Raw genomic sequence first — 23,912 nt, 5'->3', positions numbered from 1 at the left:
GCTGCTTCATGAGGCTGAGACAATAAGTTGTCCAGCCTTTTTTTATTTGTTTAATTTTATTCTCTCTCAGCCCTAACGCTTACTTTTTCTAATGAATAATGATAATCTAAAAAGATCAGTAAAATGGCTGGTTAAGGAGAGAATAAAATGATTGTAAAAACAGATCAAGAGCTTGAGGCGTTAAAGAAAATCGGGGCGATTGTTGCAGAAATTCGTGATGAAATGCGAGCAGCGACAAAGCCGGGGATTACAACGAATGAATTAGATAAAATCGGAAAGAAAAAATTTGCTCAATATGGGGCCATTTCAGGACCTAAGGGTGAATATAACTTTCCTGGTTATACATGTATAAGCGTAAACGATGAGGTAGCTCATGGGATCCCGAGCGACCGGGTCATAAAGGATGGCGACCTTGTTAATATTGATGTATCCGGTTCACTTGACGGATATTTTGCCGATACAGGAATTTCATTTGTTGTCGGCGAAAATGAAGAGTTGACAAAACTTTGTGAAACAGCAGAAAAAGCCTTTTACGAAGCAGTTAAAAAGGCCAAGGCCGGCTCTAAGAAAAGTCAGATTGGAAAAACGGTAGCACGCATTGCCCGTGAGCATGGCTATAGTGTTATCACCAACCTAACAGGACATGGAATCGGGAAATCTCTTCATGAGGCGCCGGACCATATTTTAAATTATTTTGATCCATGGGATAATGAACTGCTTCAGGAAGGAACGGTTATTGCATTTGAACCGTTTATTTCAATGAAAGCGGACTATGTTGAGGAGCAGCCCGATGGCTGGACATATAAAACACCGGATGGCAGTCTTGTCGCTCAAATTGAGCATACGATTGTGATTACAAAAGGTGAACCGATTATTATAACGAAACAATAAAAGAGGAGCAGCTTTTTTAGCTGCTTCTTTTTTCTTGATAAATAGATGCGAGGAGACATAATGAAACAAATTACTGCAGTTGGATTTTCTTTAGCAATTATCCTTTTGGTTATTTTTTACAAGGATTTAATGCTCGACTGGATTTACATAGGAGGATCTTTTGCCGTTATAGCAAGCATAGCTTTTGTAGCGATGCTGATCTTTTTTCCTATCATTCCATATCCAGTGCTGGCAGGCACGATCGGCTCTTTATTTGGTGTTGCTGTTGGTGTCTTTACATCACTTACTGGAATAATGATTGGTACAATGGCAATGTTTTTTCTTTCAAGATACGGCTTTCGTAAGAATGCACAAAAAGCATTGGATAAAACGGTAAAGCTCAAACAATTCGAACTTCTGTTTGAAAAAAATGCTTTCTTAGCGATTCTTTTTGCGCGATTCATTCCTATTTTTCCTGCGCCGCTTATCACAATTGTGTCAGCATTAAGCAAAGTCAGATGGTCAATCTTTTTTATCGCGACCTTTCTTGGTAAGCTCCCTGCCGTTCTGACTCTTACCTTTGCAGGAAGCATTTACGAGGGCAGTAAATGGACTTCGATTGGGATTTTTGGTCTTTATTTTCTTATTCTGACGATAGCTGCTTTCTATTTATTTAATAGAAAAATCGTATAAACTGAATGATAATTTACGTTATTTATAAAAAACGAGTCTGGGACATAACACTCATTTTAGAAATGTGAGGTGAACGGAGCGGAAGGCGGCGACTCCTGCGGGAGGAAGCGGTAGCTTGAGATCCACTTGCTGAAAGCAAGTTAGCTCAAGCCCCGCCCCGCGGAAAGCGTCCGTCTGAAGCGCAGTAAACCGGACGAAGGAGACTGAGACATTATTTGCCTAAACCTCATTAATTCAATAATTGAGTTACTCATGTACGACAAATGGGGGAAGAGGATCTGAAATCATGGACCAGTCACTTTTCATTTCTTTGTCAGTCAGCAGACATTCATCAAGAGACGTGATTATTTCTTCTTTGTCCATATCAATGCCGATCCAAACAAGTTCATTCATCCTGTCTCCCCATATCGGATCCCACTTTGCTAAAAGCTCCGGCTCTTCCTTTAATACGTTTTGCTGCTCTACTTTTGGCAATGCAGCAATCCAATCTCCTGCTCCCTGCAGCTGGATGGAAGCCCCGGCCTGAGAAAATAATCCAGCGGTGTTATTTCTGCTCGCAAGCCAGAAAAAGCCTTTAGCCCGGACGATTTCAGCTGGTAAATTTAACAGCCATTCATGTAAACGTCCTGGGTGGAAGGGACGCTGTCTGCGATATACAAAGGACTGAATTCCATACTCATCGGTTTCCGGTATATGCTCTTCATTCAGTTCTTTAATCCATCCGGCAGACTGGCTCGAGCGTTCAAAGTCAAACCGGTTTGTATGTAGAATTTTTCGTAGTGGAACTTTTCCATAAGAAGATTCTATAATGTCCGCTTCTGCATTCATTTTTCTTAAAAATACTTTCATAGCGGAGACATAGTTCTTCGAAATCAAATCAGTTTTGTTAAGGACAATAACATCTGCAAACTCGATTTGATCAACCAACAGATCAGATACGTCCCGCTGATCCAGTTCATCGTCCGTCTGCTTTCGATCAAGCAGTGTTTCTCCGCTCTCGTAATCCTGCCAGAAGCGAAATGCATCAACTACTGTAACCATTGTATCAAGTCGGCATAGGGAAGAGAGGTCAATCCCGAGCTCTTCGTCCATATAAGTAAACGTTTGGGCAACCGGAATTGGCTCAGAGATACCTGTTGATTCAATAAGGATGTAGTCAATATCCCCTTGCTTGGCAAGACGCTCAACCTCCTGCATTAAATCATCCCTCAGTGTACAGCAAATACAGCCATTCTGAAGCTCTACAAGTGTTTCCTCCGTTCGGCTGAAATGACCGCTCTTTATAAGCTCAGCGTCGATATTTATTTCACTCATATCATTTACAATCACAGCAGTACGCAGGTTTTCTTTATTTTTAAGCACATGGTTAAGCAGAGTGGTTTTCCCTGCTCCTAAATAACCGCTCAATACGGTAACCGGAATAGACAAAATGATTCCTCCTAAAATAAATTGAGTACGTACGATTTACAAGAATTACTATACAAATCGTAATTATTACGATTTAATAATAAACGTTTAAAAGAAATTTGTCCATAAGAAAAACGATGAGTGGTCACTCACCGTTTGTTTGTCCTGCTTTTTTTCGCTGGTTAAGAAAGATTGCGGCTGCAAATGTAAAAAACGACAGGGCAGTAGGAATTGAAATCGTCGAGGACATGAGAAGAAGAACGTAAACGGCTGTACCTCCGGGAGCGTTCAATGCTGCAATTTCTTCAAGCTGCAGAAGATAAAAGATAACGACTGCTGTTGAAAATAAAAGGAAGATGCTATTAACGATCCACAGCCACTTCATTTTGTGTTTTCTTCCATAAATAATTGATAAAATCATTAGTACGGGACCTACGAGTAATGTAAGCAGGAACATAATAAAAATAAGTGATTCGTTCAATGACAAACTCCTTCTCCCGATTTTTTCGGGACGTTACTTCCTCCTTATCGTATCAAAAGACAGGGGAGGATGAAATAATAAAAAAAGCCCTTGCTGTCCCGAACAATGTAAGAGCCGGACAACAAGGAACAATTTTATTTAAATTTAAGCTTTTTTGATCCAAAGCCGATTTTTGAATGATCTTTTTTGCGCAGAAGGAAAATTCCAACTGTAATGACTGCTGATAATACGTAAGCAGTAAAGACAACTGCTGAAGCCTCTCCTTCGTTTCTTACTCCAATGCCAATAAACGCCCATATAAACACAAGCGGATAAACCCAGTCATGCTCATGATAGCGGACATGAAGAGCAAGTGCAGTTGCAACAAGCAAGAGAAGAATCGTCCAAAATACAGACGAAAGACCAAAGCCATTCCATTCGTGATGATTAAGAGTATAGGCGATATTCGCAATCGTGGCGACACTCACCCATCCCATATAAACGGAAAATGGAAGACGATCAAAAAAAGTAGGATTATTACGTTTGATCACAACATAGATCATGATCACAGACGTTAATAGTCCAAGCATTACCGCCACTGACACAGCAAATAGCTCATAATGCCACATAAAAATCCAGGTAATATTCAGCAGGCTGCTAATGACAAACAGCGTAGAAGTGTTGCGGTATACACCGCGGTCCTGCTGTGTTCTTAACCCGCCCCGCAAGATCCAGACGAGGAGGAGAAAATAAATTACACTCCAAATGGAAAAGACATATCCCGCAGGTGTGAACAATACATTCAGCCTGTTTGAGATATCTCCAGTGGTTAAGCCGTTAATCGGCAGCGTGTTTGCCAGCGTGTTCACCACAACTACAGCGATCAGCGCAAGCAAATTAACGATAAGACGCTTCATAAGAAAGACCTCCTAAAAAAGATTCGTCTTTCCCTTATTCCCTCTAAGACTCTAATAACCCGTCAAATTTCGAAAATCTTATATAAAGTTATGTTTGGCTAATGCCATTTTTATTTGAAAATAACTGACCTCATCCCCAAGCTCTTCTTTTATTGGCCTTAGCTTAGGCTCCTCAAGGCTCTCTCTGATCGATATGACAGCTTCCTCAAGCTCAGCTGAGATCCACTCTTCAAAGGGCAGAGAGTGACCTTCTTTAAACGCAGCAATAAGATGCTTTTCAATCGTTTGGACCTTCATTGCACGTTCTTTAGCTATTTCTTCCACCGTTTTTCCTTCCTGCAGAAGATTATATGAAAAAAGGTAGCTTGGTTCTTCTGTGGAAGGAACACGAGACGGGGGCTGCTCAACCTCTTTTAGCACAGGAGCCTCTGCCTTTTTCACAGATGTTCCGTTTTTTTCAACATACGCTTGGATAATTTCCACAAATGCGTCACCATATTCGTTAAGCTTTCGCTCACCGACTCCTTTAACATTGAGCATTGCCTCTGAGTCGACTGGATAATAGGTGGCCATCTCACGCAGCGTCGCATCTGAAAAAATGAGATACGGTGGAATCGATTGGTCTTTAGCGATTTCAGACCGGAGTGCCCGCAGCTCTTCAAAGAGTGCTTCATCATATGATGTCTCCTGCTGCTGAATTTGATAAGCAGATTTAACCCAAACCTCTTCCTCGCCTTTTAGGACGGCAAGTGCGCGCTGACCGAGACGTATAGTAGGAAACTGACCGCTTTCAAGCCCAAGATACCCGTCGGAAATAAGATACTGAATAAAATCACTTATCTGCTTTTCCGTCTGGCTCCTCATCATTCCGTACGTTGAAAGCTTGTCTAGTCCAAAGTCGATCACCTTTTTACTTCTTGATCCCTTTAAAACCTTCGCTGTCATCCCGGTTCCGAATCGTTCACCCATCCGTTTGACTGTTGATAAAACGATTTGGACATCGCGAGTACGATTGATCTTCTCACGTTCATCCCGGCAGTTGCTGCAATGACCGCAATCCCCGGTCATCTGAGGGTCTTCAAAGTAATCAAGAATAAAACGGGGGAGGCAGCTATTGCTGTGGCAATAATTGACCATTTGCTGAAGCTTACCGTATTCATCGGCTTTTTTATCCTCATTGGCAATGGACTGCTCAATTAAAAACTTCTGAAGCATGACATCCTGAGGACTATAAAGCAAAAAGCAGTCACTTGGCTCGCCGTCACGTCCTGCACGTCCGGCCTCCTGATAATACGATTCCATATTCATTGGCATTTGATAATGGATGACAAAGCGCACATTGGATTTATCGATTCCCATACCGAATGCATTCGTCGCGATGATGATCTTTTTCTCGTCATAGATGAACTGGCGCTGTGCTTCCTCACGAGTCTGTTCGGGAAGTCCTGCATGATAACATGTAACCGAATGTCCTTTTGCAGAAAGAGTCTTTGTCAGCTGGTCCGCTTCTTTTCGAGTTGCCGTATAGATGATGCCAGTATCAAGCTCATGCTCTTTTATATAGCGTGAAATAAATTTCTGCTTGTCCTCGCCCTTTAACACATGAAAAGAAAGGTTGTCTCTTGCAAACCCGGTGTTTACAATATTCGAGGGATGAATGGCAAGAAGAGTTGCAATATCCTGAATGACATTGTCAGTAGCTGTCGCAGTCAAAGCTGCAAGCACCGGAAGATTAGGAAGCGTGTATATTTTACTGACAATCGAGCGGTAGCTTGGTCTGAAATCATGTCCCCATTGAGAAATACAATGGGCTTCATCAAAAGCAATCAGAGAAAGCCGGATAGAAGAGATGCTATGAATAAACGAAGCTGAATCAAACCGTTCAGGAGCGACATAGACAAACTGATAGTGCCCCTGTCGGATATCATGCATTCTTTCAGAGACCTCAGCTGAAGACAGGGAGCTATTTATATAGGTAGCTTTAATTCCTGCTTCAAGCAGGGCATCAACCTGGTCACGCATTAATGAGATTAAAGGGGAGATGATCAGGGCAGTGCCCTCTGTAATAATCCCTGGAATCTGATAGCATAAGGATTTTCCGCCGCCGGTCGGCATAATGCCCAGTGAATTTTCACCGTTTAAAATAGATTCGATTACCCGGTCCTGACCTGGTCGGAACGAGTTGTAGCCAAAATAGGTTTGCAAAGCTTTTTCAGCCTGCAGGAGCATGGAAATCATCCTTTCGTTCAACGTCAATTCTATCATTCTAACACATTTCAGCTCACAAAATTAAGCAGATTGGAAGACAATCAAAAAACACTTCGGGAATATGTTTCGTGATTCGAAGCAATATGGTATAGTGAAAAATGTGAGTTATCTGACGATTTTATAAAGCAAGTAAAGGGAGGAAGTACAATTGACCACTACATACCCCCAGCAATGGGATCTGGATGTGTTTTTTGAAGGAGGAAGCAGTTCTCCTGCACTGAAAAAGCATCTCGAAGAATACACAGCAAAAACAGAAGCCTTCGCAGGCAATGTAAAGAGCTTTACAACACCTGCCAGTCAATCAGAAACGGGTCAGGTAAAGAACTTAATCAATGAAGCAAAAGAAGTCATGATGGGGATACGTCAGGCGGGTGCCTTTGCCAGCTGTTTAGAGGCCCAGGATACAAAAGATGTTGGTGCAAATGTTCTCCGGGGCAAAATCACAGGACTTGGTGCCCAGTTCGGTTCCGCTTTTTCTGCTTTACAGCAAAAGCTTTCAGCAGCAGATGGAGATGTGTGGACAGCGATTTTAGAGGATGAAGATCTTAAGGAATTTACATTTGTTCTGAATGAGTGGAGAGAAAGTGCAAAGGAGCGTTTGTCCGAGGAGGAAGAAAGTCTGATTCAGGCACTTGGTGTAGATGGCTACCATGGCTGGGGACAAATATATAATGCAATTATCTCATCGATGAGTATTAAAGTACATGTCGATGGAGAAGAAAAAACACTTTCAGTTGGGCAGGCAAATAACCTGACTTCCCACAAGGATCCAAAGGTACGTGAGGAAGTAAGCCAAAATCTTGAGGAAGCATGGAAAGAAAAAGAATCTCTTTTTGCTGAAACGCTAAATCACCTCGGAGGCTTTCGTTTAAATGTGTACAAAAAGCGCGGATGGGACGAGGTATTGAAAGAGCCGCTGGATATTAACCGCATGAAGCAGGAAACACTTGATGCGATGTGGGGAGCGATTTCTAAAAATAAGAAGCCATTTGTGGATTTCCTCAAGCGAAAAGCAAACCTTTTAGGACTTGAAAAAATGACGTGGGCTCATATGGATGCGCCGTTAAGCGATTCCTCTAAAACACTTACATACGATGAAGGCGCAGCCTTTATCCTTAAACACTTTGAGAAATTTGGTCCAGAAATGGCAAAGTTCTCTGAAAAAGCATTTAAAGAAGGATGGATTGAGGCTGAGGATCGTGCTGACAAGCGCCCAGGCGGTTTTTGCACTGGCTTTCCACTTGATGAGCAGTCCCGCATTTTCATGACCTACAGCGGCTCTATGTCCAATGTGGCAACACTTGCTCACGAGCTTGGACATGCATTCCATACGTATGCATTGCGTCCAAAGGATCCATTAAACCGTCTGTATGCGATGAATGTAGCAGAAACCGCTTCAACATTCGCTGAAATGATTGTATCTGATGCAGCCGTTAAAGAAGCCCAGTCAGAAGATGAGAAGGTATCCCTTCTTGAAGATAAGGTATCAAGAAGCATCGCCTTTTTCATGAATATCCACTCCCGCTTTTTGTTTGAAACACGTTTTTATGAAGAGCGAAAGCAAGGACCTGTTACTGCAAGCCGTTTAAATGAATTGATGTCAGAAGCACAGCAGGAAGCCTATGCAGGCGCTCTTGAGGACTCTCATCCCCGCTTTTGGGCATCTAAAATGCACTTCCATATTACGGGTGTACCGTTCTATAACTTCCCGTATACCTTTGGCTATTTATTCTCACTAAGTATTTATGCCAAAGCATTGGAGGAAGGAACAGACTATGAAGAAAAATACATGGCACTTCTTCGTGATACAGCGGTGATGACAACTGAAGATCTTGCGTTGAAGCACTTGAATGAAGATATTACACAGGAAGCGTTTTGGGAAAAAGGAATCGCTCTTTGTGTGAAGGATGCAGAGGAATTTCTACAAATAACGAAATAATAAGACTAGCAACCGTTCGCCTGGCATACATTCAGCGAACGGTTTTCTTTTTTGAATACTTTTATGGAAGGTGGTAAAGCAGTTTGGAATACGGTCAATTCTGTTTAAAAAACGCTTCGTTTTTTTCAGGATAGGGTTTACAATTATTGTAGACAGTAAAAGTTTGGACGCATTGGAGAGTGTGCGATGATTTTGTTAAAGAGCGATCGTCTTTATTTTCGGCCATTAGGGTTAGAGGATGTTGACATGTTTGTTGAATTATTAAAGCGAAATCGAGAGTTTTGGACGATTTATGAACCAAAGCATCCTGAATCATTTTATACTCGTGATGTGCAGCTGGAAAAATTAGCTGAATCTCAAGCACAGCATAAGCTCGGAAAAGAATACAGCTGGGGCATCTTTATGGCGGATACACATGAAATGATCGGCAGTATTTCTATTTATTCAATTCGCCGATTGCCGTTTTCATCCGCTTACATTGGTTATTCACTGGACAAATCAAAGACGATGCAGGGATATGGGACTGAGGCTGTAACAGCTGCGTTAAGGTTTGCGTTTCGGGATTTTGGACTACATAGAATGGAGGCTCTTGTGTCTCCTAGGAATGAAGCGTCGGTTAAGGTGTTAGAGAAGGTGGGGATGCAGCGGGAAGGCAGGCTGCGGAAAAATCTTTTTATCAACGGCGTGTGGGAGGATCATTATTTATACAGTATGATCGAGGACGAGTTTTGAAAGGGCAAGGCCCAATGGGAGAAATATTTTATAAGGACTGTTCATCGTATGAGACGATGGGTGTGGTAGAAGGTTAGCCGGGACAACTTTTGCGTTGTGCCGGTTTTTTGTGTTGTTTTGGAGATATTTATCAGTTTCGATAAAAAGCAGAATCCTGCAGTGTTTAAATTTGGTAGAACTACATCAAATTTTTAGGAGTTGATTGAAGCGGAAGGGGCTGACTCCTGCGGGAGGAAGCGGGAGCTTGAGATCCACTTGCGTTAGCAAGTTAGCTCAAGCCCCGCCCCGCGGAAAGCATGCCCCTGCAGCGGAAATCAACACGCCACATTAAGAGGTATTTACTTTTCATTCAATACAACAATTTATATCTGCTTACACCTAGATACGTCTAAGGTCTTAGTCTAAAATCAAGCCCTGGAGCGTTATGAGGAAAAAGGAAACGCGATAAGATTAGATCATGAAAAGAAAAGGGAGGAAGAAACATGAACAAATTTTGGTTAGTGGTTATCGGAGCTGTAGCAGCGATCATTGCACTGTCAAATCTCGGTGCACTTGTCGGTCTTGCGATCACGGTTGCGATCATGTATTACACAGCGAAATGGTTTTTCAAAACAGATTCATTAGTTATGAAAATCATCTGGGGTTCTATCGCTGTGATCGCAGGGCTAACGGCCGTCGTAAATGTACCGGCTATTTTAGGACTCATCGCTCTGTATGTGCTTTATGTCGTGTATAAAAACTGGGATGGCAAAAAAACTGAAACCAAGGATCCATTTCAAAGCTTTGAAAAGCAGTGGGAAGAATTAACGAAAAAATCATTGTAAAAGGAGAGAACAAGAATGACAAATTTACTTACACGTATGGCGGATGCAATTAAAGCAGATTTTACTGATAGTCCAAAAAAGAGCAGAAAAGATAATCCAATTGACACGCTTAATGGTTACTTGCGTGATTGTGAAAAAGAAGTTGAAAAGGTAGCAAACCTGGTCGAACGCCAGCGCCTCCTAAAAAAAGAATTAACAAAAGAGCTTGAAGCGGCAAGATCAATGGCAGCAAAAAGAGAAGAGCATGTGAGACTTGCTGAGGAAGCCGGAGAAAATGAATTGGCCCAGGCAGCACTTCGGGAATTTACTCATTACCAGGGACGCAGAGAGCGCCTTGAGATGTCGGTAGAGGAATCAACCAATCAGCTGACCTCCCTTGAGGAATTACACAGCGGATTAAAGCACAAGCTAAAGGATATGTACATTAAACGTCTTGAAGTAATGGGCCGTGAAAACGTGGCTGAGGCCAATAAAAAAGCAGAGCATGCGTTTTCTGAAAATCCAGGCAAAACAGAAGAAGAACTGCGCTTTAAAAAAATCGAAAACTATCTTAAAAAGCTTGAAACAGGAGAAAAGGATAAGCCTGCAGAGGAGCTTACGATCGATCAGCAAATTGCCCAATTGCAGCAAAAAACCGATCAGAATGATTCAGCCCAAATTTAGTTATCAGTCGGGAGGCCTGCATCAGGTTCTCTCGACTTTGTTCTACAAAAAAGCATAGTTCCCAAGCCCTAAAGATTGGTACAATGAAAGAGGTGAAGCTATCAACAGCTTGTCAGAGCCCTCGATCTGATGGCTGTTAATGGTTTTATGATAGGAGGAATGGGCGTTATGTTTAAAGAGCTTAAGGCAAATTCAATTTCTACCTGGGTATTGATTGCCGCGGGTCTTGTACTAATAGAAATATTATTTTTTAACAACGGAATGCTGTTTTCTTTAGCTTTTTCAGGAGCACTTCTTTATTTTGGACGAAAAAGCTTTCATCGTTTTTTAGGAAAAGTTATGTTTGGTCTCGGTTTGCTTTCATTAATTATGACCATTCTTTCGATGTTTACGCTAAAGCTTCTGCTGCTATTTTTCATCGTTTATTGGATTAATCATTATTTTCAGTCAAAAAAGGAACCAGAAGTTATTACACCTGTGATTGAAATATCGGGTATTGCCACGAATAGTGAAGAGCTTATATTCAAGCGGCAGCAGCTTCTTTCTACTAAATGGGTCGGCAATCAGCATACACCTGAGCATACCTATGAATGGGAAGATATCCAGCTTCAAAACGGGATCGGGGATATTGTCATCGACCTCAGCAATACAGTGCTTCCTCAAGGGGAATCGGTCATTTCAATTAGAAGCTGTATCGGTAAAATTACGATTTTCATTCCTTATGAGCTGGATGTAAATATTCATCATTCAGCAATTGCAGGATCAGCAGATATTTTCGACTATCAATCAACACGTCTATGGAATGAAAGTGTGGCGTTTCAATCACAAACCTATACGGAGGCACACCAAAAAGTAAAAATCCTCACATCTGCCTGGGCAGGAGATCTCGAGGTGAAGCGGGTATGACGATCGTAACGAGATGTATCCTGCAGGCTTTAGGTTTATCGTTTATCATGGTTTTTTCTTCACTAGGTGTATACCTGCTGTTTTTCCCTCCGGAAAATTGGAATGTTTTCTGGAATACACGTCTTCTTGATATCCCGCTCGTCTTCTTTTTGCTTATGAGTATTTGTTTACTTGCTTCCGGCTGGGGGCTAATGCAAAGCCTTGGTTTCAGGCAGCAGATTCAGTATATTTCTCATCAGTTGGAGGATTCAAAGCTGGGCAGATCGACTCTCACAGGCAAGCCTCCTCAAACTGCAGAGTTTGCCTTTTTATCAAAGGAAGCATCAGCAGTTCAGGAAATGATCAGTCAGCAGGCAAGAACTGCTCAACGGCTCGCAAGTGAGCGGGTGGAAAATCAGGAGAAGGTTATTCAGGAAATGGTTTCTCAGGAAAGAAATCGCCTGGCACGAGAGCTTCATGATTCAGTCAGCCAGCAGCTATTCGCTGCATCGATGCTGATGTCAGCGATTAATGAAACTAACGAAGATAAATCTGACGGTGAGACAAAGCAGTTGAAAATGGTAGAGGAAATGATTCACCAATCCCAGCTTGAAATGCGTGCACTGCTTCTTCATTTAAGACCTGTTGCCTTAAAAGGAAAAACGCTGCAGGAAGGATTAAGTGAACTGCTTAGTGAGCTTCAGCAGAAGGTGCCTATGACCATTAGCTGGAAAGCTGAGGACCTGAAGCTGGCTAAGGGAATAGAGGACCATCTGTTTCGCATTTTACAAGAATCCGTTTCAAATACACTTCGACATGCAAAAGCGAATACATTGCAGGTACTTTGTATTTTAAGGGACGGCTATGTCATTTTACGTGTAGTCGATGATGGAAAGGGCTTTGATGCCACAACGGAGCGTGCGGGCTCTTATGGTTTAAACAATATGAAGGAACGTGCAGGAGAAATAGGAGGAACCTTAAAGATAGTGTCGCTGCCAGGCAAGGGCACCCGGCTTGAAGTGCGGGTGCCATTTGAGGAAAGAGAGGAGAGGACATCGTGATTCGGGTTTTATTTGTAGATGATCATGAAATGGTTCGAATTGGTGTGGGGTCATACTTATCTGCTCAAAAGGATTTAGAGGTCGTGGGAGAAGCAGATGATGGAGGAAAGGCGGTGGAGCTTGCGCTAGAGCTTCGACCTGATATTATCTTAATGGATCTTGTCATGAAAGAAATGGATGGAATTGAAGCGACGAAACAAATTACAGCCTCCTGGCCGGAAGCGAAAATTATTATCGTCACAAGCTTTCTTGATGACGATAAGGTCTATCCTGCACTTGAGGCTGGGGCGACAAGCTATATGCTGAAAACCTCAAAGGCCAGTGAAATTGCCGAGGCAGTTAGAAAAACACACTACGGCGAAATGGTGCTTGAGCCGGAGGTAACTGGAAAGATGATGAAGAAAATGAGGCAGGGTTCTAAAAAACCGCTTCATGAAGAGCTTACAGCAAGAGAACTGGAAATCCTTCACCTAATGACGGAAGGAAAATCAAATCAGGAAATCGCCGACGAGCTTTACATTGCGTTAAAGACCGTTAAAACCCATGTAAGTAATATTTTAAGTAAATTGGAAGTGCAGGACCGCACTCAAGCGGTTATTTATGCGTTTAAACATGATTTAGTGAAATAGAGTGTGTTATTTTACGTTATCTGTGGGACAATAAGGGGAAGTGAAAAATAATAGAGAAACAGAGAAAGGAGTGCCCACAGATGGATTTATTATTAAAAGATCAGGCTCAGGGCTGCTGCTGGCTGAACGAGCCCTCAGAATGGTCCCAGGAAAATAGCGAATTGAAAGTGAAAACACAGGGAAGCACTGACTTCTGGCGAAAAACCTATTATGGCTTTGAGCGAATGAACGGACATTTTTACTACAAAGAAATAAAAGGTGATTTTGAAACAGAAACCCACCTCACCATGCACGACCCCTCTGGACGATACGACCAAGCTGGTCTTTTTATTATGCTGTCTGAAGACTGCTGGCTAAAAGCTTCATTGGAATACATGCCTGATGGAAGCTGCTATCTCGGTACAGTGGTTACTAATAATGGTTTTTCCGACTGGTCATCAAAAAATTTCCCGGTGGAAGATTCCTGTGAGCCTTTTTCAATTAAAATTAAACGTACGAGCGGAACTTACCAGGTCTGGGCTCATACAAAACACAATAAATATGAATACGAACAAATGCGGATTACCCGTCTTCATGAGGACGACGGATGTCAGCCGGTAAGGGTTGGTTTATATGCCTGCAGTCCTTCACCAGAGAGTTCTTTTACGACAACATTTCATTCCTGGAAAGTGCAGATGGAAGTAACGTAAATACTTTGGCGACAGTTAAGCACATTCATTTTTAGAGCAGTTTTCCACGGAAACCTAGTAAAATGAGGGTACCAAGGAGATTTTTTTCTGTATGACTTGAAGCACTCTTTTTTAGTGAACACTTATTCTTGCAATCATACATATGAATAAAATGGAAAGGGGGACAGGAACATGATTTCACTGCAGGACTGGTTTTCCTATCATATATGGGGCACTGCACGTCAATTAAATCATCTTGCTGAGCTTCCGGATATCTATGAAAAAGAGATTGAGAGTGTTTTCCCAACGATTCGTGCTGTTTTCGAGCATGTGTGGGTAGTGGATGCCCTTTGGCTTGAGCGTATGAAGGGTTTAGAAAAACCTGTTATCGAGGGAAAAAAGCTTCCGGGAATTCAAGAGGCAAAGCTCGAGTTTGCAAAGCTGCATCAGGACATGATGGAGTTTATCACTTCTACAAAGGATCCTACAGCTGTTCACAAATTTAGAACAATGAAGGATATTCCCATGGAAAATTCTATAGAGGAAATGGTGTATACAGTAGTAAATCATGGATCCTATCACAGGGGAAATGTGACAGCCATGCATCGTCAGTTAGGCTATGAAGGTACTCCTTATGATTATATTTATTTTCTAAATGAATTAAAAAATAAAGAGTAAAAAAGCAAACTCAGCTATTGAGTTTGCTTTTTTTCATTTTTACTTAAAAAACAGTTTATGATTTGTATCCATCTTCAACTAAATCAAGCTGGCCGGTTTCAGGATCGATAACTAGACCATGAATTGGAACCTTTTTGTCCATTAAAGGGTGCTCGCGGACCATTTCAACACTATGGCGAACGCTTTGTTTAACATCGTCGAAGCCTTTCAGCCATTCATGAAGATCAATCCCTGAATATTGAAGGGTGTTAAAGGTTTCTTCCTGGATGCCGCGGTCTTTCATTTTTTCAATCATGCTATGGCTGTTTACTGCTCCCATGCCGCAATCGTAATGGCCAATGACTAAAACTTCATCTGCCTGAAGCTCATACACTGCCACTAAAAGACTTCTCATAATACTGCCAAAAGGATGCATGATTACAGCACCGGCATTTCGTACTACCTTGACATCTCCGTTTCTCATATCCATTGATTTTGGAAGAAGGTCAAGTAGGCGGGTATCCATACAGGTTAAAATAACTAGTTTCTTATCTGGAAATTTAGTTGTTGCAAAGGATTCATATTGTTTTTCCTCTACAAATTGTTTGTTATACGATAGGATTTCTGAAAGAAGCGACATGAATGAACCTCCCTAATTAATTTCTCTCTATTATTCTATTGTTCTGCAGAGAGGATGACAACTAATTAGTAGTAAACTATTTAAAATTACTTATGCAAGGAAAGATTTGTTTATCGTGGAAACCCGGTTCACTGCGCTTCAGGTGGACGCTTTCCGCGGGGCGGGGCTTGAGCTAACTTGCTTTCAGCAAGTGGATCTCAAGCTCCCGCTTTATCCCGCAGGAGTCGCCACCTTCCGCTCCGTTCACCTTACATTTTTAACATTATAGTTATATCTCTGACTCGTCCAAATCCGGTTCACTGCGCTTCAGGCGGCCGCTTTTAACGGTCTGTAAAAAGTGAAAGGTATTCGCCGTATCCTTCCGCTTCCAGGTCTTCGGCCGGGATAAAATGCATCGCAGCAGAATTCATGCAGTAGCGGAGTCCGGTAGGATCGGGTCCGTCTGGAAAGACATGACCAAGATGAGAGTCAGCATGTTTGCTCCTTACTTCTGTTCGCTTGCCAAAAAAGCTGCGCTCGTCTAGTTCTACAATGTTCTCAGTTTCAAGCGGTTGTGTAAAAGAAGGCCATCCCGTTCCTGAATCATATTTATCCAATGAGCTGAAAAGAGGCTCGCCGGAAACGATATCAACATAGATCCCGTCTTCGTAAAAACCGTCATATTCATTGTCGAAGGCTCTTTCCGTGCCGTCCTCCTGCGTGACTTCATATTGAATATCTGTCAGCATGCCGCGTAGTTCCTCGTCTGTGTAATTAATAGAATAGGGACTATTGGCTGCCTCCTCTTCTTTTGTAGGAAGAGAGGTTTCACGCTCGTTACCCCAGTATTGGTTAAGGAATTGATCACGTCCGGAATTTTTTCTGTAAAACTCATATCGCTCCGTGCTCTTTTTGTAATAATCCTGATGGTAATCTTCAGCAATATAGAAAACAGAGGCATCTGTAACCGGAACAATTATTTCTTCATCAAATCTGTCAGACTCTGAAATTTTCTGTTTAGAAGCCTCAGCCGCCTGGCGCTGGTCTTCATTATGAACAAAGATTTCAGGTCTGTATTGCTTTCCTTTATCTACAAACTGGCCTTCAGCATCAGTCGGATCAATTTGTCTCCAGTAAACCTCAAGCAGGTCCTCATACGAAATGACAGAAGGATCATAAATCACCTGAACAGCTTCGGTATGACTGGTCTCTCCAGAGGCGACCTCTTTATATTCGGGATTTTCTTCTGCACCGCCTGTATAGCCGGACACTGCATCACGAACGCCTGCAAGCTTCTCAAACGGCGGCTCCATACACCAAAAGCATCCTCCTGCAAATGTAGCAATCTCTTCGTTCGGGCTTAATTCACCTTCACTAAATGCCTCACTTCCATAGGATTTACTGGCAAATTGGTCTGAGAACATAATATAAAAAGCAATTCCTGCGATCACGGCAATCAGGCTTCCGCCAATCCATTTACTCCTGTTTCTTTTTGGCATTTGCTCACCCCACATGTGATTTGATATGCTGTATGAAAAGGGTTTAACAACTTAGCTTATTACTTAAACGATAGCATAAAAAAGTATTTTTCCATAAATTTAATGCTCATTTTTCATCGGTTTTAAAAGGATTTTCTCTAGCTGATCAAGAATTAATAATCATGTATATCACTTCCACAGACACTGCGACTCCAAAGCTGAAAGGAGCGTTTTAGATGAAGGATTTTCAAGTGATCAAAAAATCCAGCTTTTATTTTATTGGGCTAAAATGGACTGGCACCTACGAAGCTGCAGCTCATGGTGAAATCCGGCCGGTTATAGAAGCGAGCAAAGTAAGATTGAAGGAATTGAACCTGGCAGGAGAAAACTCCAGCTTAATCGGCCTTTCCTATCAGGACAGACCGGATGGATTTACGTATTATATTGGAACTGAAGCCATGAACACAGACGGGATCCCCCCAGACCTTCACGGCATCATTGTTCCTTCCAATCATTATGCTGTGACAGAGCACGAGGGACAGAACGCCTGGAAAAGCTATGAAAAGCTGTATAGGTGGGTTGAAAAGCAGGGACTTCAAATTAATTCCCATGGTCTGATCCATTTAGAAGTTTATTCAATGGACTACGATCCATACAAAATGAGTCCAAGCCTGGTTATTGGCGTACCGCTTAAAAAGAAGGGGAAGAGTATTGACTAATTTCCCCTTCAGGCGTATAGTAGCAGGGATTGCAGCATAATAAACGATACCCCGGAGACATCTCCATTCAGATGTGTCCTTTTCTTATGGGGTTTTTTGATAGCAGAAAAGATCATGTAGGAGGAATAAAAAATGTCAGGAAGATCAGATAAAGAGTTAGAAGGCGTCAGCTTGTTAGGAAACCAGGGAACCGAGTATTCCTTTAACTATGCACCACAAGTTCTTGAATCCTTTGACAACAAGCATGCAGGAAGGGATTACTTTGTAAAATTCAACTGCCCGGAATTTACTTCACTTTGCCCAAAAACAAACCAGCCGGATTTCGCAACCATCTACATCAGCTACATCCCGGATCAAAAAATGGTTGAAAGTAAATCACTCAAGCTATACCTATTCAGCTTCCGTAACCACGGAGACTTCCACGAGGACTGCATGAACATCATCATGAACGACCTTATCGAACTCATGCACCCTCGCTATATAGAAGTATGGGGGAAATTCACGCCAAGAGGCGGTATATCAATTGACCCTTACACTAACTACGGCAAGCCTGGCACGAAGTATGAAGAGATGGCGTTTCATCGTTTGATGAATCATGATATGTATCCGGAGACGGTTGATAATCGGTAAGTATTAAGAAGGATTAGATGGAGTGGTCACATGAAAATGAAGTGTTTTGTGACCAATATTGTGATCAAACTGCTGTAAAAATAAACAAGATATGACCACAGCTTTATACGTGAATTTAGAGATGCCTTTTAAATAAAGGCATCTTTTTATTTGAGTTCAATCTGTAATCCTGCGGATATGTAAAGGTGCTAGGAGTAGCTACAATTAACACAATTCGCTGCTGAACTAGGGGTTAGCAAACAGCATTGTACAAATTAATTGAGGATTACAATGCGAGGTAAAAAAATTTGATAAAATTATTCTTTTATCCTTTAAAGGCGATTTTACAATGATCATATTATTTGTTTGAAGTCAAAATTATAGTAGGACAAAATTCGACAAATTATCAAAAAAATGTTATAATATAGAAGTAGTCAGTTGACAGATTAGTATTTTGTACTCTTTTGTCAAAGTGATCTTTGAAAGTAAAGAGGCACATGATCTTATTAGTTAATAAATTTTGAAAAGGCTTACATATGTGGTGATTAGTTAGGTACCTTTTTACACAAGCACTTTAAAACCTGCTCGTACCTCACAGGATTTCAAAGTGTTGCGATGCAAAAAGGTACGCCAAAAACATCGCTAACTATACTTAAAAGTTGGTTCATGTTTGAATGAACTAAAAATTGAACAAACATTGCTTACTATATTGACAAATAATCAGTAATGCTTTTAATTTAGTAGTCGATTCTTGTTCAAAAATAAAAGAAGAGGGAACAATGCAAAATGATTAATGAGATAATACAATTTAATCTAGAAGAAGCTGTAAACAGTGTATATAGTAATAATGCACTAAGGAAGCATTTCTACGATAAGAAAGCCAAAAGTAAAAAGAGTAAAGGTAATTTAGGGACAAATCAAACAAAACAACTATTGGATAATATGAATGTTGACTGGTATAAAGTGGAGATATCTGGTGGCGGTGCTAATAGAATTATCACTTGTATGAGCAGAAAAGAAGTAGCAACAGAACGCCAAGACAATAGAAAAAATAATGGAAAGGGGCAGATTCCCTATGAAGAAGTCGTTAGAAATCTAACGTTACTATATTTAAATCAAGATAAGGATAAACCTGCTACAATAACAGTTTCTGCTTTGGCACATAAATTAGGTTTAATGAGTGATACATTACACATTGCTAGTAAGAAAATTACAGCCAAGCAACAGATGGCACACTATGATAATCTTGTATCAAAATATAAAGTTGGATATTCATTTTTTTGGCATATTGTGTCAAAAGAATCTAAGCGTATTAAAGACCATTTAAATAGTATTTTGACTAGAATGTCACGAGATGGAATCATCTACTATAGAGATGTAACAAATGCTGTGGTCATAGAAGATAAAAAGAAAGAACCTAATCCAATTGATAATGTGAAGGCATTTCAAATAAAAAAGATGCAAGCAAATCTGCGAGAGAAGCATGACATTACTATAGTAGATATTATTTACAGATCAAATCATCGGAATGTATTAGCATATAAGGAAGATGAAGAAAGATATTTTAATTCGTTAGGTATCGAATATGTTTATGATGCTAAGATTATTGGGGTTATCGCGACTGATAAGGAAATAGAGAATTACATGAAGGATAATCTCATTATTGATTTTAAATTAAGTCATGTTGAAAATGCTAAGAGGTTAGCCAACAACATTCAAGATCAATTTTACAATAAGCTATTAAAAGCCCAAGATAATTCTAAGCTTATTGAAGAGCTAGGAGGAAGAAAAAAACCAGAACACTCTATCTTTAAAGGTACAGAATATGAATTAGTTATGAAGGATAGTCAACGACTTAGCTATGATGCGATAGCGCAAGCGAAGGTTTCTCGTACATATCCAATTGAATACAGCGAAAAATTAAAAGCCATTCAAGGAGTTTTAGAAGAAGAATAATAAAGAATCTATAAGGTTTTGAAATATTTGATTAACCCAACACAAAATATATAATGCTAATCAAGCATGTCAACGTAAAGAACCCCTTTAACAATGGGGTTTTCTTTAAATTGAGGGGTTCATGGAAATACCACGTAGTATGAAGTAACTATTAAGATTACCCAAACGAGTCTTTATTGGTATGCCTAGGTTTAGTTGCATAATAAAGACATGGGGGGTGCTTCTCACCAGAATTACAATGTCGGAATTTTTTAAGGGTTTAAGCACTCCCGCTCCTGCAAACCTGTTAATAATACAGTACCGTGTAAAATATAAGAAAATAACCTCAATTAAGATAATTTTACCGTGTGAAGAATCGTTTTTATATAGAAAAACATTTTCTGGTACTTCAAAATATGCTTTATTTCATCGAGGAGGTTAATATCAAAACTACAATAAGAAAACCCTTGTGAAAAGTGTTTCTATCGAGCCTGTTCACCACTTTTCTGAGTTTTTCTGTTTCATCATTTTTAATTTAAATATAAATGAAGTCAACACATATATCTAAATGATTTATCCTTTTTATTCACTTTCCTTTTCAGCCATTTATTGTATAACTATAGTATAATGGTAGCACAAAACTTTTTAGGGGAACGGTGGTTCTAATGAGTAGTAACTTTTCTTTTTTTCAAGGGAAATGGGATGTACTGGCTAATTTGGGAGAGACAGCAGAGAAGAATGTTTATCATGACCCTCAGACAACAGTAATGAAGCTTAGATTGTTTGCAGAGACGATAGCCAGGTTTATCCTTGCGTCTGAAAATATTCGGGAAGCTTATGGTACTAATCAAGTAGACCGAATAAACACATTACGTCGAGAAGGCTTATTAGAAAATGAATTAGTTGATATATTTGAAACCCTTCGTCATAAAGGAAATCAAGCGATACACGAAGCTGGCTATGGTAAAACAGAAGAAGCAAAGGCATTGTTACAGTTAACTTTTCGTTTGTCTATTTGGTTCATGGAAGTTTATGGTGAATGGGGTTTCCAAGCTCCAGATTACGCAGAACCACAAGAAAAATCAGTTATGGATACAAAAAAGCTTCAACAGGAGTATTTTGAGCAAGAAAAAAAGCTTGATGACAAATTTGAAGCAATCCTACAACAAGCAGATATGGAACAAGAGGATGTTAAAACAAAACGTAAGAAAAAATCTAAAAACTTTATACGTAAAAATCAATTATCAGAACCTGAAACACGTATTATTATCGATCAAAAATTACGATTAGCAGGATGGGAAGCAGACACAATTGTACTTAATCATCATAAAAATGGTACGCTTCCTCAAAAGAATCGGAACATGGCGATTGCTGAGTGGAAAGTTACAGGTGGAAGAGTCGACTATGCGTTATTTATGGGTCTTAAGCTAGTGGGCTTAATCGAAGCAAAAGCAAAGAGGAAAACTATCCCTAGTGCTTTAGATAGTCAAACAAAATTATACGCCAAAAATGTAAAGGTAATTGGAAACGAAATTTTGCTGCCTCCGATTGAGGATTATAAAGTTCCTTTTTTGTATGCAACGAATGGTAGACCTTATCTAAAGCAATTACAAGATGAATCGGGTATATGGTTCTGGGATGCACGTAAACCAAAAGAACATGCTCGTCCTCTTGAAGGGTGGCATTCTCCCGATGATTTACAGCTTCTGTTAAGCCAAGAGGATCAGGGTGCTAATCAAAAGCTTAAAGAAGAAGATATAACAAAATTTGGACTGCGCCATTATCAACAGAATGCTGTTCTATCCGCTGAAGCGGCTTTAATCGAAGGAACAAGACGTATGCTTATTGCAATGGCAACTGGTACAGGTAAGACCCGAACAGCTATTGCATTAATGTATCGTTTAATAAAGACGAAAAAATGTCGTCGTATCCTCTTTCTAGTTGATCGCAACTCTTTAGGAAAACAGACGGAAGACGCACTCAAAGATACCAAAATTGAAGGATTATCATTTGCAGATATTTATGATGTGAAATCCTTAGAAGACATAACCCCAGAAGTTGCTACTAAAGTACAAATTGCTACAGTTCAAGGTATGGTTCGAAGACTTTTTTACAGTAATGATGAAACAATGCTAAGTGTTGGACAATACGATTTTATTATTGTGGATGAAGCACATCGTGGCTATACCAGTGACCAGGAGATGTCTGAAGAAGAATTGGAATTTAGAGACCAAGACGATTATATAAGCCAATATAGACGTGTTATTGATTATTTTGATGCTGCGTGTTTAGGACTTACTGCAACTCCTGCACTGCATACAACAGATATTTTCGGTATGCCCATTTTCAAGTATTCCTACAGTGAAGCGGTATTAGACGGTTTTTTGGTTGACCATGAACCACCTTATTTATTTAAAACTGAACTATCGCAGATGGGTATCACATTAGAAAAAGATGAAGAAGTGGAAGTTTTTGATGTGGATGAAGGAGAAGTTATTTTAGAGAAAATGGAGGATACCATTCATTTCGAAGTAGAACAGTTTAATAGGCGAGTTATCACTGAGCCATTCAATAAAGCGGTATTAAATAAATTAGTCGATTACATTGACCCTGCAAGCAAAGAAAAGACATTCATATTTGCAGTTACTGACCAACATGCTGATTTGATAGTCAGATTACTAAAAGAGGCATTCAAAGAACGTGGTGATGAAGTAGAAGATGACGCAATTATGAAAATCACTGGCTATATCTATAAGCCTTTAGAAGCTATCAAAAGACTTAAGAATGAAAGGTTACCAAAGGTAGTGGTAACGGTAGATTTACTAACAACGGGTATTGATGTTCCAGCTATTACAAACATAGTATTTTTACGTCGTATTCAATCACGTATTCTTTATGATCAAATGCTAGGTCGTGCAACTCGGCTTTGTCCCGATATAGGAAAATCTCATTTTAATATATATGATGCGGTAGGTATTTACGATAAATTACAAAAATACACAGAAATGAAGCCTGTTGTGAAAAAAAGAATATTGCCATTGGTGACTTATATCATTCTTTAACCCGCTCCACAACAGAAGAAGAATCTTCGTTTTACCGTGACCAATTAGTGGCTAAATTGCAGCGTCGAAAACAAAAGCTTAACGAGGAAGGTAAACAGAAATTTGAGGAACTATCGAAAGGGAAATCGATTGATGAATGGGTAAAAGAGGTTCAAACTTATTCTCCTGAAACTGCAAAACAACATAATGTTTTGTTTGAGTACATTGAAACATACCGAGTTAGTGGAGAGAAACGATACATTTCTAATAAAGAAGATAAAGTAACAGAAGTAATTCGAGGATATGGGGAAGGGAATAAACGCCCAGAGGATTATCTAAATGGTTTCGTCCAGTATATTCAAGAGAATATAAATGAAATCCCTGCTCTGCAAATCGTATGTACAAGACCAAAAAACTTAACTAAAAAAGATTTGAGAGAACTTATCACAATTTTAGAGACAAAGGGATATAAACAATCACATTTACAAACTGCTTGGAAACAAACAAAAAATGAAGACATAGCTGCAGACATCATTAGTTTTATTCGGCAAGCGGCTCTTGGAGAAGCACTTATTTCCCATGATTCACGTATAAAGCATGCTATGGAGAAAGTATTTTCCTTACATGATTGGACTCCTAGACAGAAAAAATGGTTAGAGCGAATTGAAAAGCAATTATTACAATTCCCTGTCTTAGCTCCAACCTCTAAAGATGCGTTTTCAGAAGAGCCGTTCCTTAGTCAAGGCGGCTATAAGATGTTAAAACGAGAGTTTGGAGACAACATTGATAGAGTGGTAAATACGATCAATGATAACTTATATATCAGTTGAAACCTTGC

20 protein-coding genes and 1 pseudogene are annotated in these 23,912 nt (G+C 40.2%); 15 read left to right on the top strand and 6 right to left on the bottom strand.

What is annotated here, in order from left to right; all coding sequences use genetic code 11:
* The first annotated feature begins 147 nt into the window (after positions 1-147).
* Together map and C4B60_RS18440 are read left to right on the top strand one after the other, a co-directional pair.
* Positions 148-891, top strand: coding sequence for a type I methionyl aminopeptidase (map, locus tag C4B60_RS18445; protein ID WP_104059514.1), 744 nt, complete (start codon positions 148-150; stop codon positions 889-891).
* A 60-nt stretch (positions 892-951) separates the two neighbouring features.
* On the top strand, positions 952-1,563 hold the full coding sequence (locus C4B60_RS18440) for a TVP38/TMEM64 family protein (RefSeq protein WP_167578702.1): 612 nt from the start codon (positions 952-954) through the stop codon (positions 1,561-1,563).
* A 246-nt stretch (positions 1,564-1,809) separates the two neighbouring features.
* Here the strand turns inward: C4B60_RS18440 and C4B60_RS18435 are convergent, their stop codons facing one another.
* The 4 genes from C4B60_RS18435 to recQ form a co-directional block, all read right to left on the bottom strand.
* A complete protein-coding gene (locus tag C4B60_RS18435; RefSeq protein ID WP_104059512.1) occupies positions 1,810-2,991 on the bottom strand; it encodes a GTP-binding protein in 1,182 nt (393 codons plus the stop codon).
* Between the two features lie 124 nt (positions 2,992-3,115).
* On the bottom strand, positions 3,116-3,451 hold the full coding sequence (locus C4B60_RS18430; RefSeq protein ID WP_104059511.1) for a hypothetical protein: 336 nt from the start codon (positions 3,449-3,451) through the stop codon (positions 3,116-3,118).
* A 134-nt stretch (positions 3,452-3,585) separates the two neighbouring features.
* Entirely contained in the window at positions 3,586-4,347 is a 762-nt protein-coding gene (locus tag C4B60_RS18425) for a TspO/MBR family protein (RefSeq protein ID WP_104059510.1), read from the bottom strand.
* A 78-nt stretch (positions 4,348-4,425) separates the two neighbouring features.
* Positions 4,426-6,597, bottom strand: coding sequence for a DNA helicase RecQ (gene recQ, locus C4B60_RS18420; RefSeq protein WP_342365050.1), 2,172 nt, complete (start codon positions 6,595-6,597; stop codon positions 4,426-4,428).
* Between the two features lie 166 nt (positions 6,598-6,763).
* Here recQ and C4B60_RS18415 point away from each other — a divergent pair, with 166 nt between their 5' ends.
* The 9 genes from C4B60_RS18415 to C4B60_RS18375 all read left to right on the top strand — a co-directional run bounded on the left by C4B60_RS18415 (position 6,764) and on the right by C4B60_RS18375 (position 14,694).
* Entirely contained in the window at positions 6,764-8,554 is a 1,791-nt protein-coding gene (locus C4B60_RS18415) for a M3 family oligoendopeptidase (protein ID WP_104059508.1), read from the top strand.
* A 186-nt stretch (positions 8,555-8,740) separates the two neighbouring features.
* Complete coding sequence (locus tag C4B60_RS18410) at positions 8,741-9,286, top strand: GNAT family N-acetyltransferase (RefSeq protein WP_104059507.1); 546 nt, start codon at positions 8,741-8,743, stop codon at positions 9,284-9,286.
* Positions 9,287-9,768: 482 nt separating this feature from the next.
* Positions 9,769-10,110, top strand: a complete 342-nt coding sequence (locus tag C4B60_RS18405; protein WP_104059506.1) for a lmo0954 family membrane protein — start codon at positions 9,769-9,771, stop codon at positions 10,108-10,110.
* 15 nt (positions 10,111-10,125) lie between these two features.
* Positions 10,126-10,773 carry a PspA/IM30 family protein gene (locus C4B60_RS18400; RefSeq protein WP_104059505.1) on the top strand — a complete coding sequence of 216 codons (648 nt, stop codon included), beginning with the start codon at positions 10,126-10,128 and terminating at the stop codon, positions 10,771-10,773.
* 168 nt (positions 10,774-10,941) lie between these two features.
* A complete protein-coding gene (gene liaF, locus C4B60_RS18395; RefSeq protein ID WP_167578701.1) occupies positions 10,942-11,679 on the top strand; it encodes a cell wall-active antibiotics response protein LiaF in 738 nt (245 codons plus the stop codon).
* Positions 11,676-12,719 carry a sensor histidine kinase gene (locus tag C4B60_RS18390; RefSeq protein ID WP_104059503.1) on the top strand — a complete coding sequence of 348 codons (1,044 nt, stop codon included), beginning with the start codon at positions 11,676-11,678 and terminating at the stop codon, positions 12,717-12,719. The genes liaF and C4B60_RS18390 overlap by 4 nt, the downstream gene beginning before the upstream one ends.
* Positions 12,716-13,348 carry a response regulator gene (locus tag C4B60_RS18385; RefSeq protein ID WP_104059502.1) on the top strand — a complete coding sequence of 211 codons (633 nt, stop codon included), beginning with the start codon at positions 12,716-12,718 and terminating at the stop codon, positions 13,346-13,348. Before C4B60_RS18390 ends, C4B60_RS18385 begins: the two co-directional genes overlap by 4 nt.
* Before the next feature lie 80 nt (positions 13,349-13,428).
* Positions 13,429-14,037: a DUF1349 domain-containing protein gene (locus tag C4B60_RS18380; RefSeq protein WP_104059501.1), complete on the top strand. Its 609-nt coding sequence runs from the start codon at positions 13,429-13,431 to the stop codon at positions 14,035-14,037.
* A gap of 171 nt (positions 14,038-14,208) precedes the next feature.
* Complete coding sequence (locus C4B60_RS18375; RefSeq protein ID WP_104059500.1) at positions 14,209-14,694, top strand: DinB family protein; 486 nt, start codon at positions 14,209-14,211, stop codon at positions 14,692-14,694.
* 55 nt (positions 14,695-14,749) lie between these two features.
* On the opposite strand, the gene C4B60_RS18370 is transcribed toward C4B60_RS18375, so the two are convergent.
* Together C4B60_RS18370 and msrB are read right to left on the bottom strand one after the other, a co-directional pair.
* Positions 14,750-15,313 (bottom strand): beta-class carbonic anhydrase, encoded by a 564-nt coding sequence (locus C4B60_RS18370; RefSeq protein ID WP_104059499.1) that lies wholly within the window; start codon positions 15,311-15,313, stop codon positions 14,750-14,752.
* 320 nt (positions 15,314-15,633) lie between these two features.
* Complete coding sequence (gene msrB / locus C4B60_RS18365; protein ID WP_104059498.1) at positions 15,634-16,791, bottom strand: peptide-methionine (R)-S-oxide reductase MsrB; 1,158 nt, start codon at positions 16,789-16,791, stop codon at positions 15,634-15,636.
* A 215-nt stretch (positions 16,792-17,006) separates the two neighbouring features.
* On the opposite strand from msrB, the gene C4B60_RS18360 reads away from it, so the two are divergent.
* The 4 genes and pseudogenes from C4B60_RS18360 to hsdR all read left to right on the top strand — a co-directional run bounded on the left by C4B60_RS18360 (position 17,007) and on the right by hsdR (position 23,904).
* On the top strand, positions 17,007-17,489 hold the full coding sequence (locus C4B60_RS18360; protein ID WP_104059497.1) for a GyrI-like domain-containing protein: 483 nt from the start codon (positions 17,007-17,009) through the stop codon (positions 17,487-17,489).
* Positions 17,490-17,621: 132 nt separating this feature from the next.
* On the top strand, positions 17,622-18,119 hold the full coding sequence (gene queF / locus C4B60_RS18355; protein WP_104059496.1) for a preQ(1) synthase: 498 nt from the start codon (positions 17,622-17,624) through the stop codon (positions 18,117-18,119).
* Between the two features lie 765 nt (positions 18,120-18,884).
* A complete protein-coding gene (locus tag C4B60_RS18350) occupies positions 18,885-20,054 on the top strand; it encodes a hypothetical protein (protein WP_104059495.1) in 1,170 nt (389 codons plus the stop codon).
* Positions 20,055-20,698: 644 nt separating this feature from the next.
* Positions 20,699-23,904, top strand: a pseudogene (hsdR, locus tag C4B60_RS18345) (type I restriction-modification system endonuclease).
* The last annotated feature ends 8 nt before the right edge of the window (positions 23,905-23,912 follow it).

The organism is Jeotgalibacillus proteolyticus, from assembly GCF_002926065.1.
In the GTDB taxonomy this organism is placed as follows: Bacteria; Bacillota; Bacilli; order Bacillales; family Jeotgalibacillaceae; genus Jeotgalibacillus; species Jeotgalibacillus proteolyticus.
Note: the sequence above shows the minus strand (reverse complement) of the source record. Positions and strands in the feature narration are given on the sequence as shown.

Coding starts and splice junctions, on each gene's coding strand:
- map (WP_104059514.1), top strand. CDS start 148: ATGATTGTAAAAACAGATCAAGAGCTTGAGGCGTTAAAGAAAATCGGG.
- C4B60_RS18440 (WP_167578702.1), top strand. CDS start 952: ATGAAACAAATTACTGCAGTTGGATTTTCTTTAGCAATTATCCTTTTG.
- C4B60_RS18425 (WP_104059510.1), bottom strand. CDS start 4,347: ATGAAGCGTCTTATCGTTAATTTGCTTGCGCTGATCGCTGTAGTTGTG.
- C4B60_RS18410 (WP_104059507.1), top strand. CDS start 8,741: ATGATTTTGTTAAAGAGCGATCGTCTTTATTTTCGGCCATTAGGGTTA.
- C4B60_RS18405 (WP_104059506.1), top strand. CDS start 9,769: ATGAACAAATTTTGGTTAGTGGTTATCGGAGCTGTAGCAGCGATCATT.
- C4B60_RS18400 (WP_104059505.1), top strand. CDS start 10,126: ATGACAAATTTACTTACACGTATGGCGGATGCAATTAAAGCAGATTTT.
- liaF (WP_167578701.1), top strand. CDS start 10,942: ATGTTTAAAGAGCTTAAGGCAAATTCAATTTCTACCTGGGTATTGATT.
- C4B60_RS18390 (WP_104059503.1), top strand. CDS start 11,676: ATGACGATCGTAACGAGATGTATCCTGCAGGCTTTAGGTTTATCGTTT.
- C4B60_RS18380 (WP_104059501.1), top strand. CDS start 13,429: ATGGATTTATTATTAAAAGATCAGGCTCAGGGCTGCTGCTGGCTGAAC.
- C4B60_RS18375 (WP_104059500.1), top strand. CDS start 14,209: ATGATTTCACTGCAGGACTGGTTTTCCTATCATATATGGGGCACTGCA.
- C4B60_RS18370 (WP_104059499.1), bottom strand. CDS start 15,313: ATGTCGCTTCTTTCAGAAATCCTATCGTATAACAAACAATTTGTAGAG.
- msrB (WP_104059498.1), bottom strand. CDS start 16,791: ATGCCAAAAAGAAACAGGAGTAAATGGATTGGCGGAAGCCTGATTGCC.
- C4B60_RS18360 (WP_104059497.1), top strand. CDS start 17,007: ATGAAGGATTTTCAAGTGATCAAAAAATCCAGCTTTTATTTTATTGGG.
- queF (WP_104059496.1), top strand. CDS start 17,622: ATGTCAGGAAGATCAGATAAAGAGTTAGAAGGCGTCAGCTTGTTAGGA.
- C4B60_RS18350 (WP_104059495.1), top strand. CDS start 18,885: ATGATTAATGAGATAATACAATTTAATCTAGAAGAAGCTGTAAACAGT.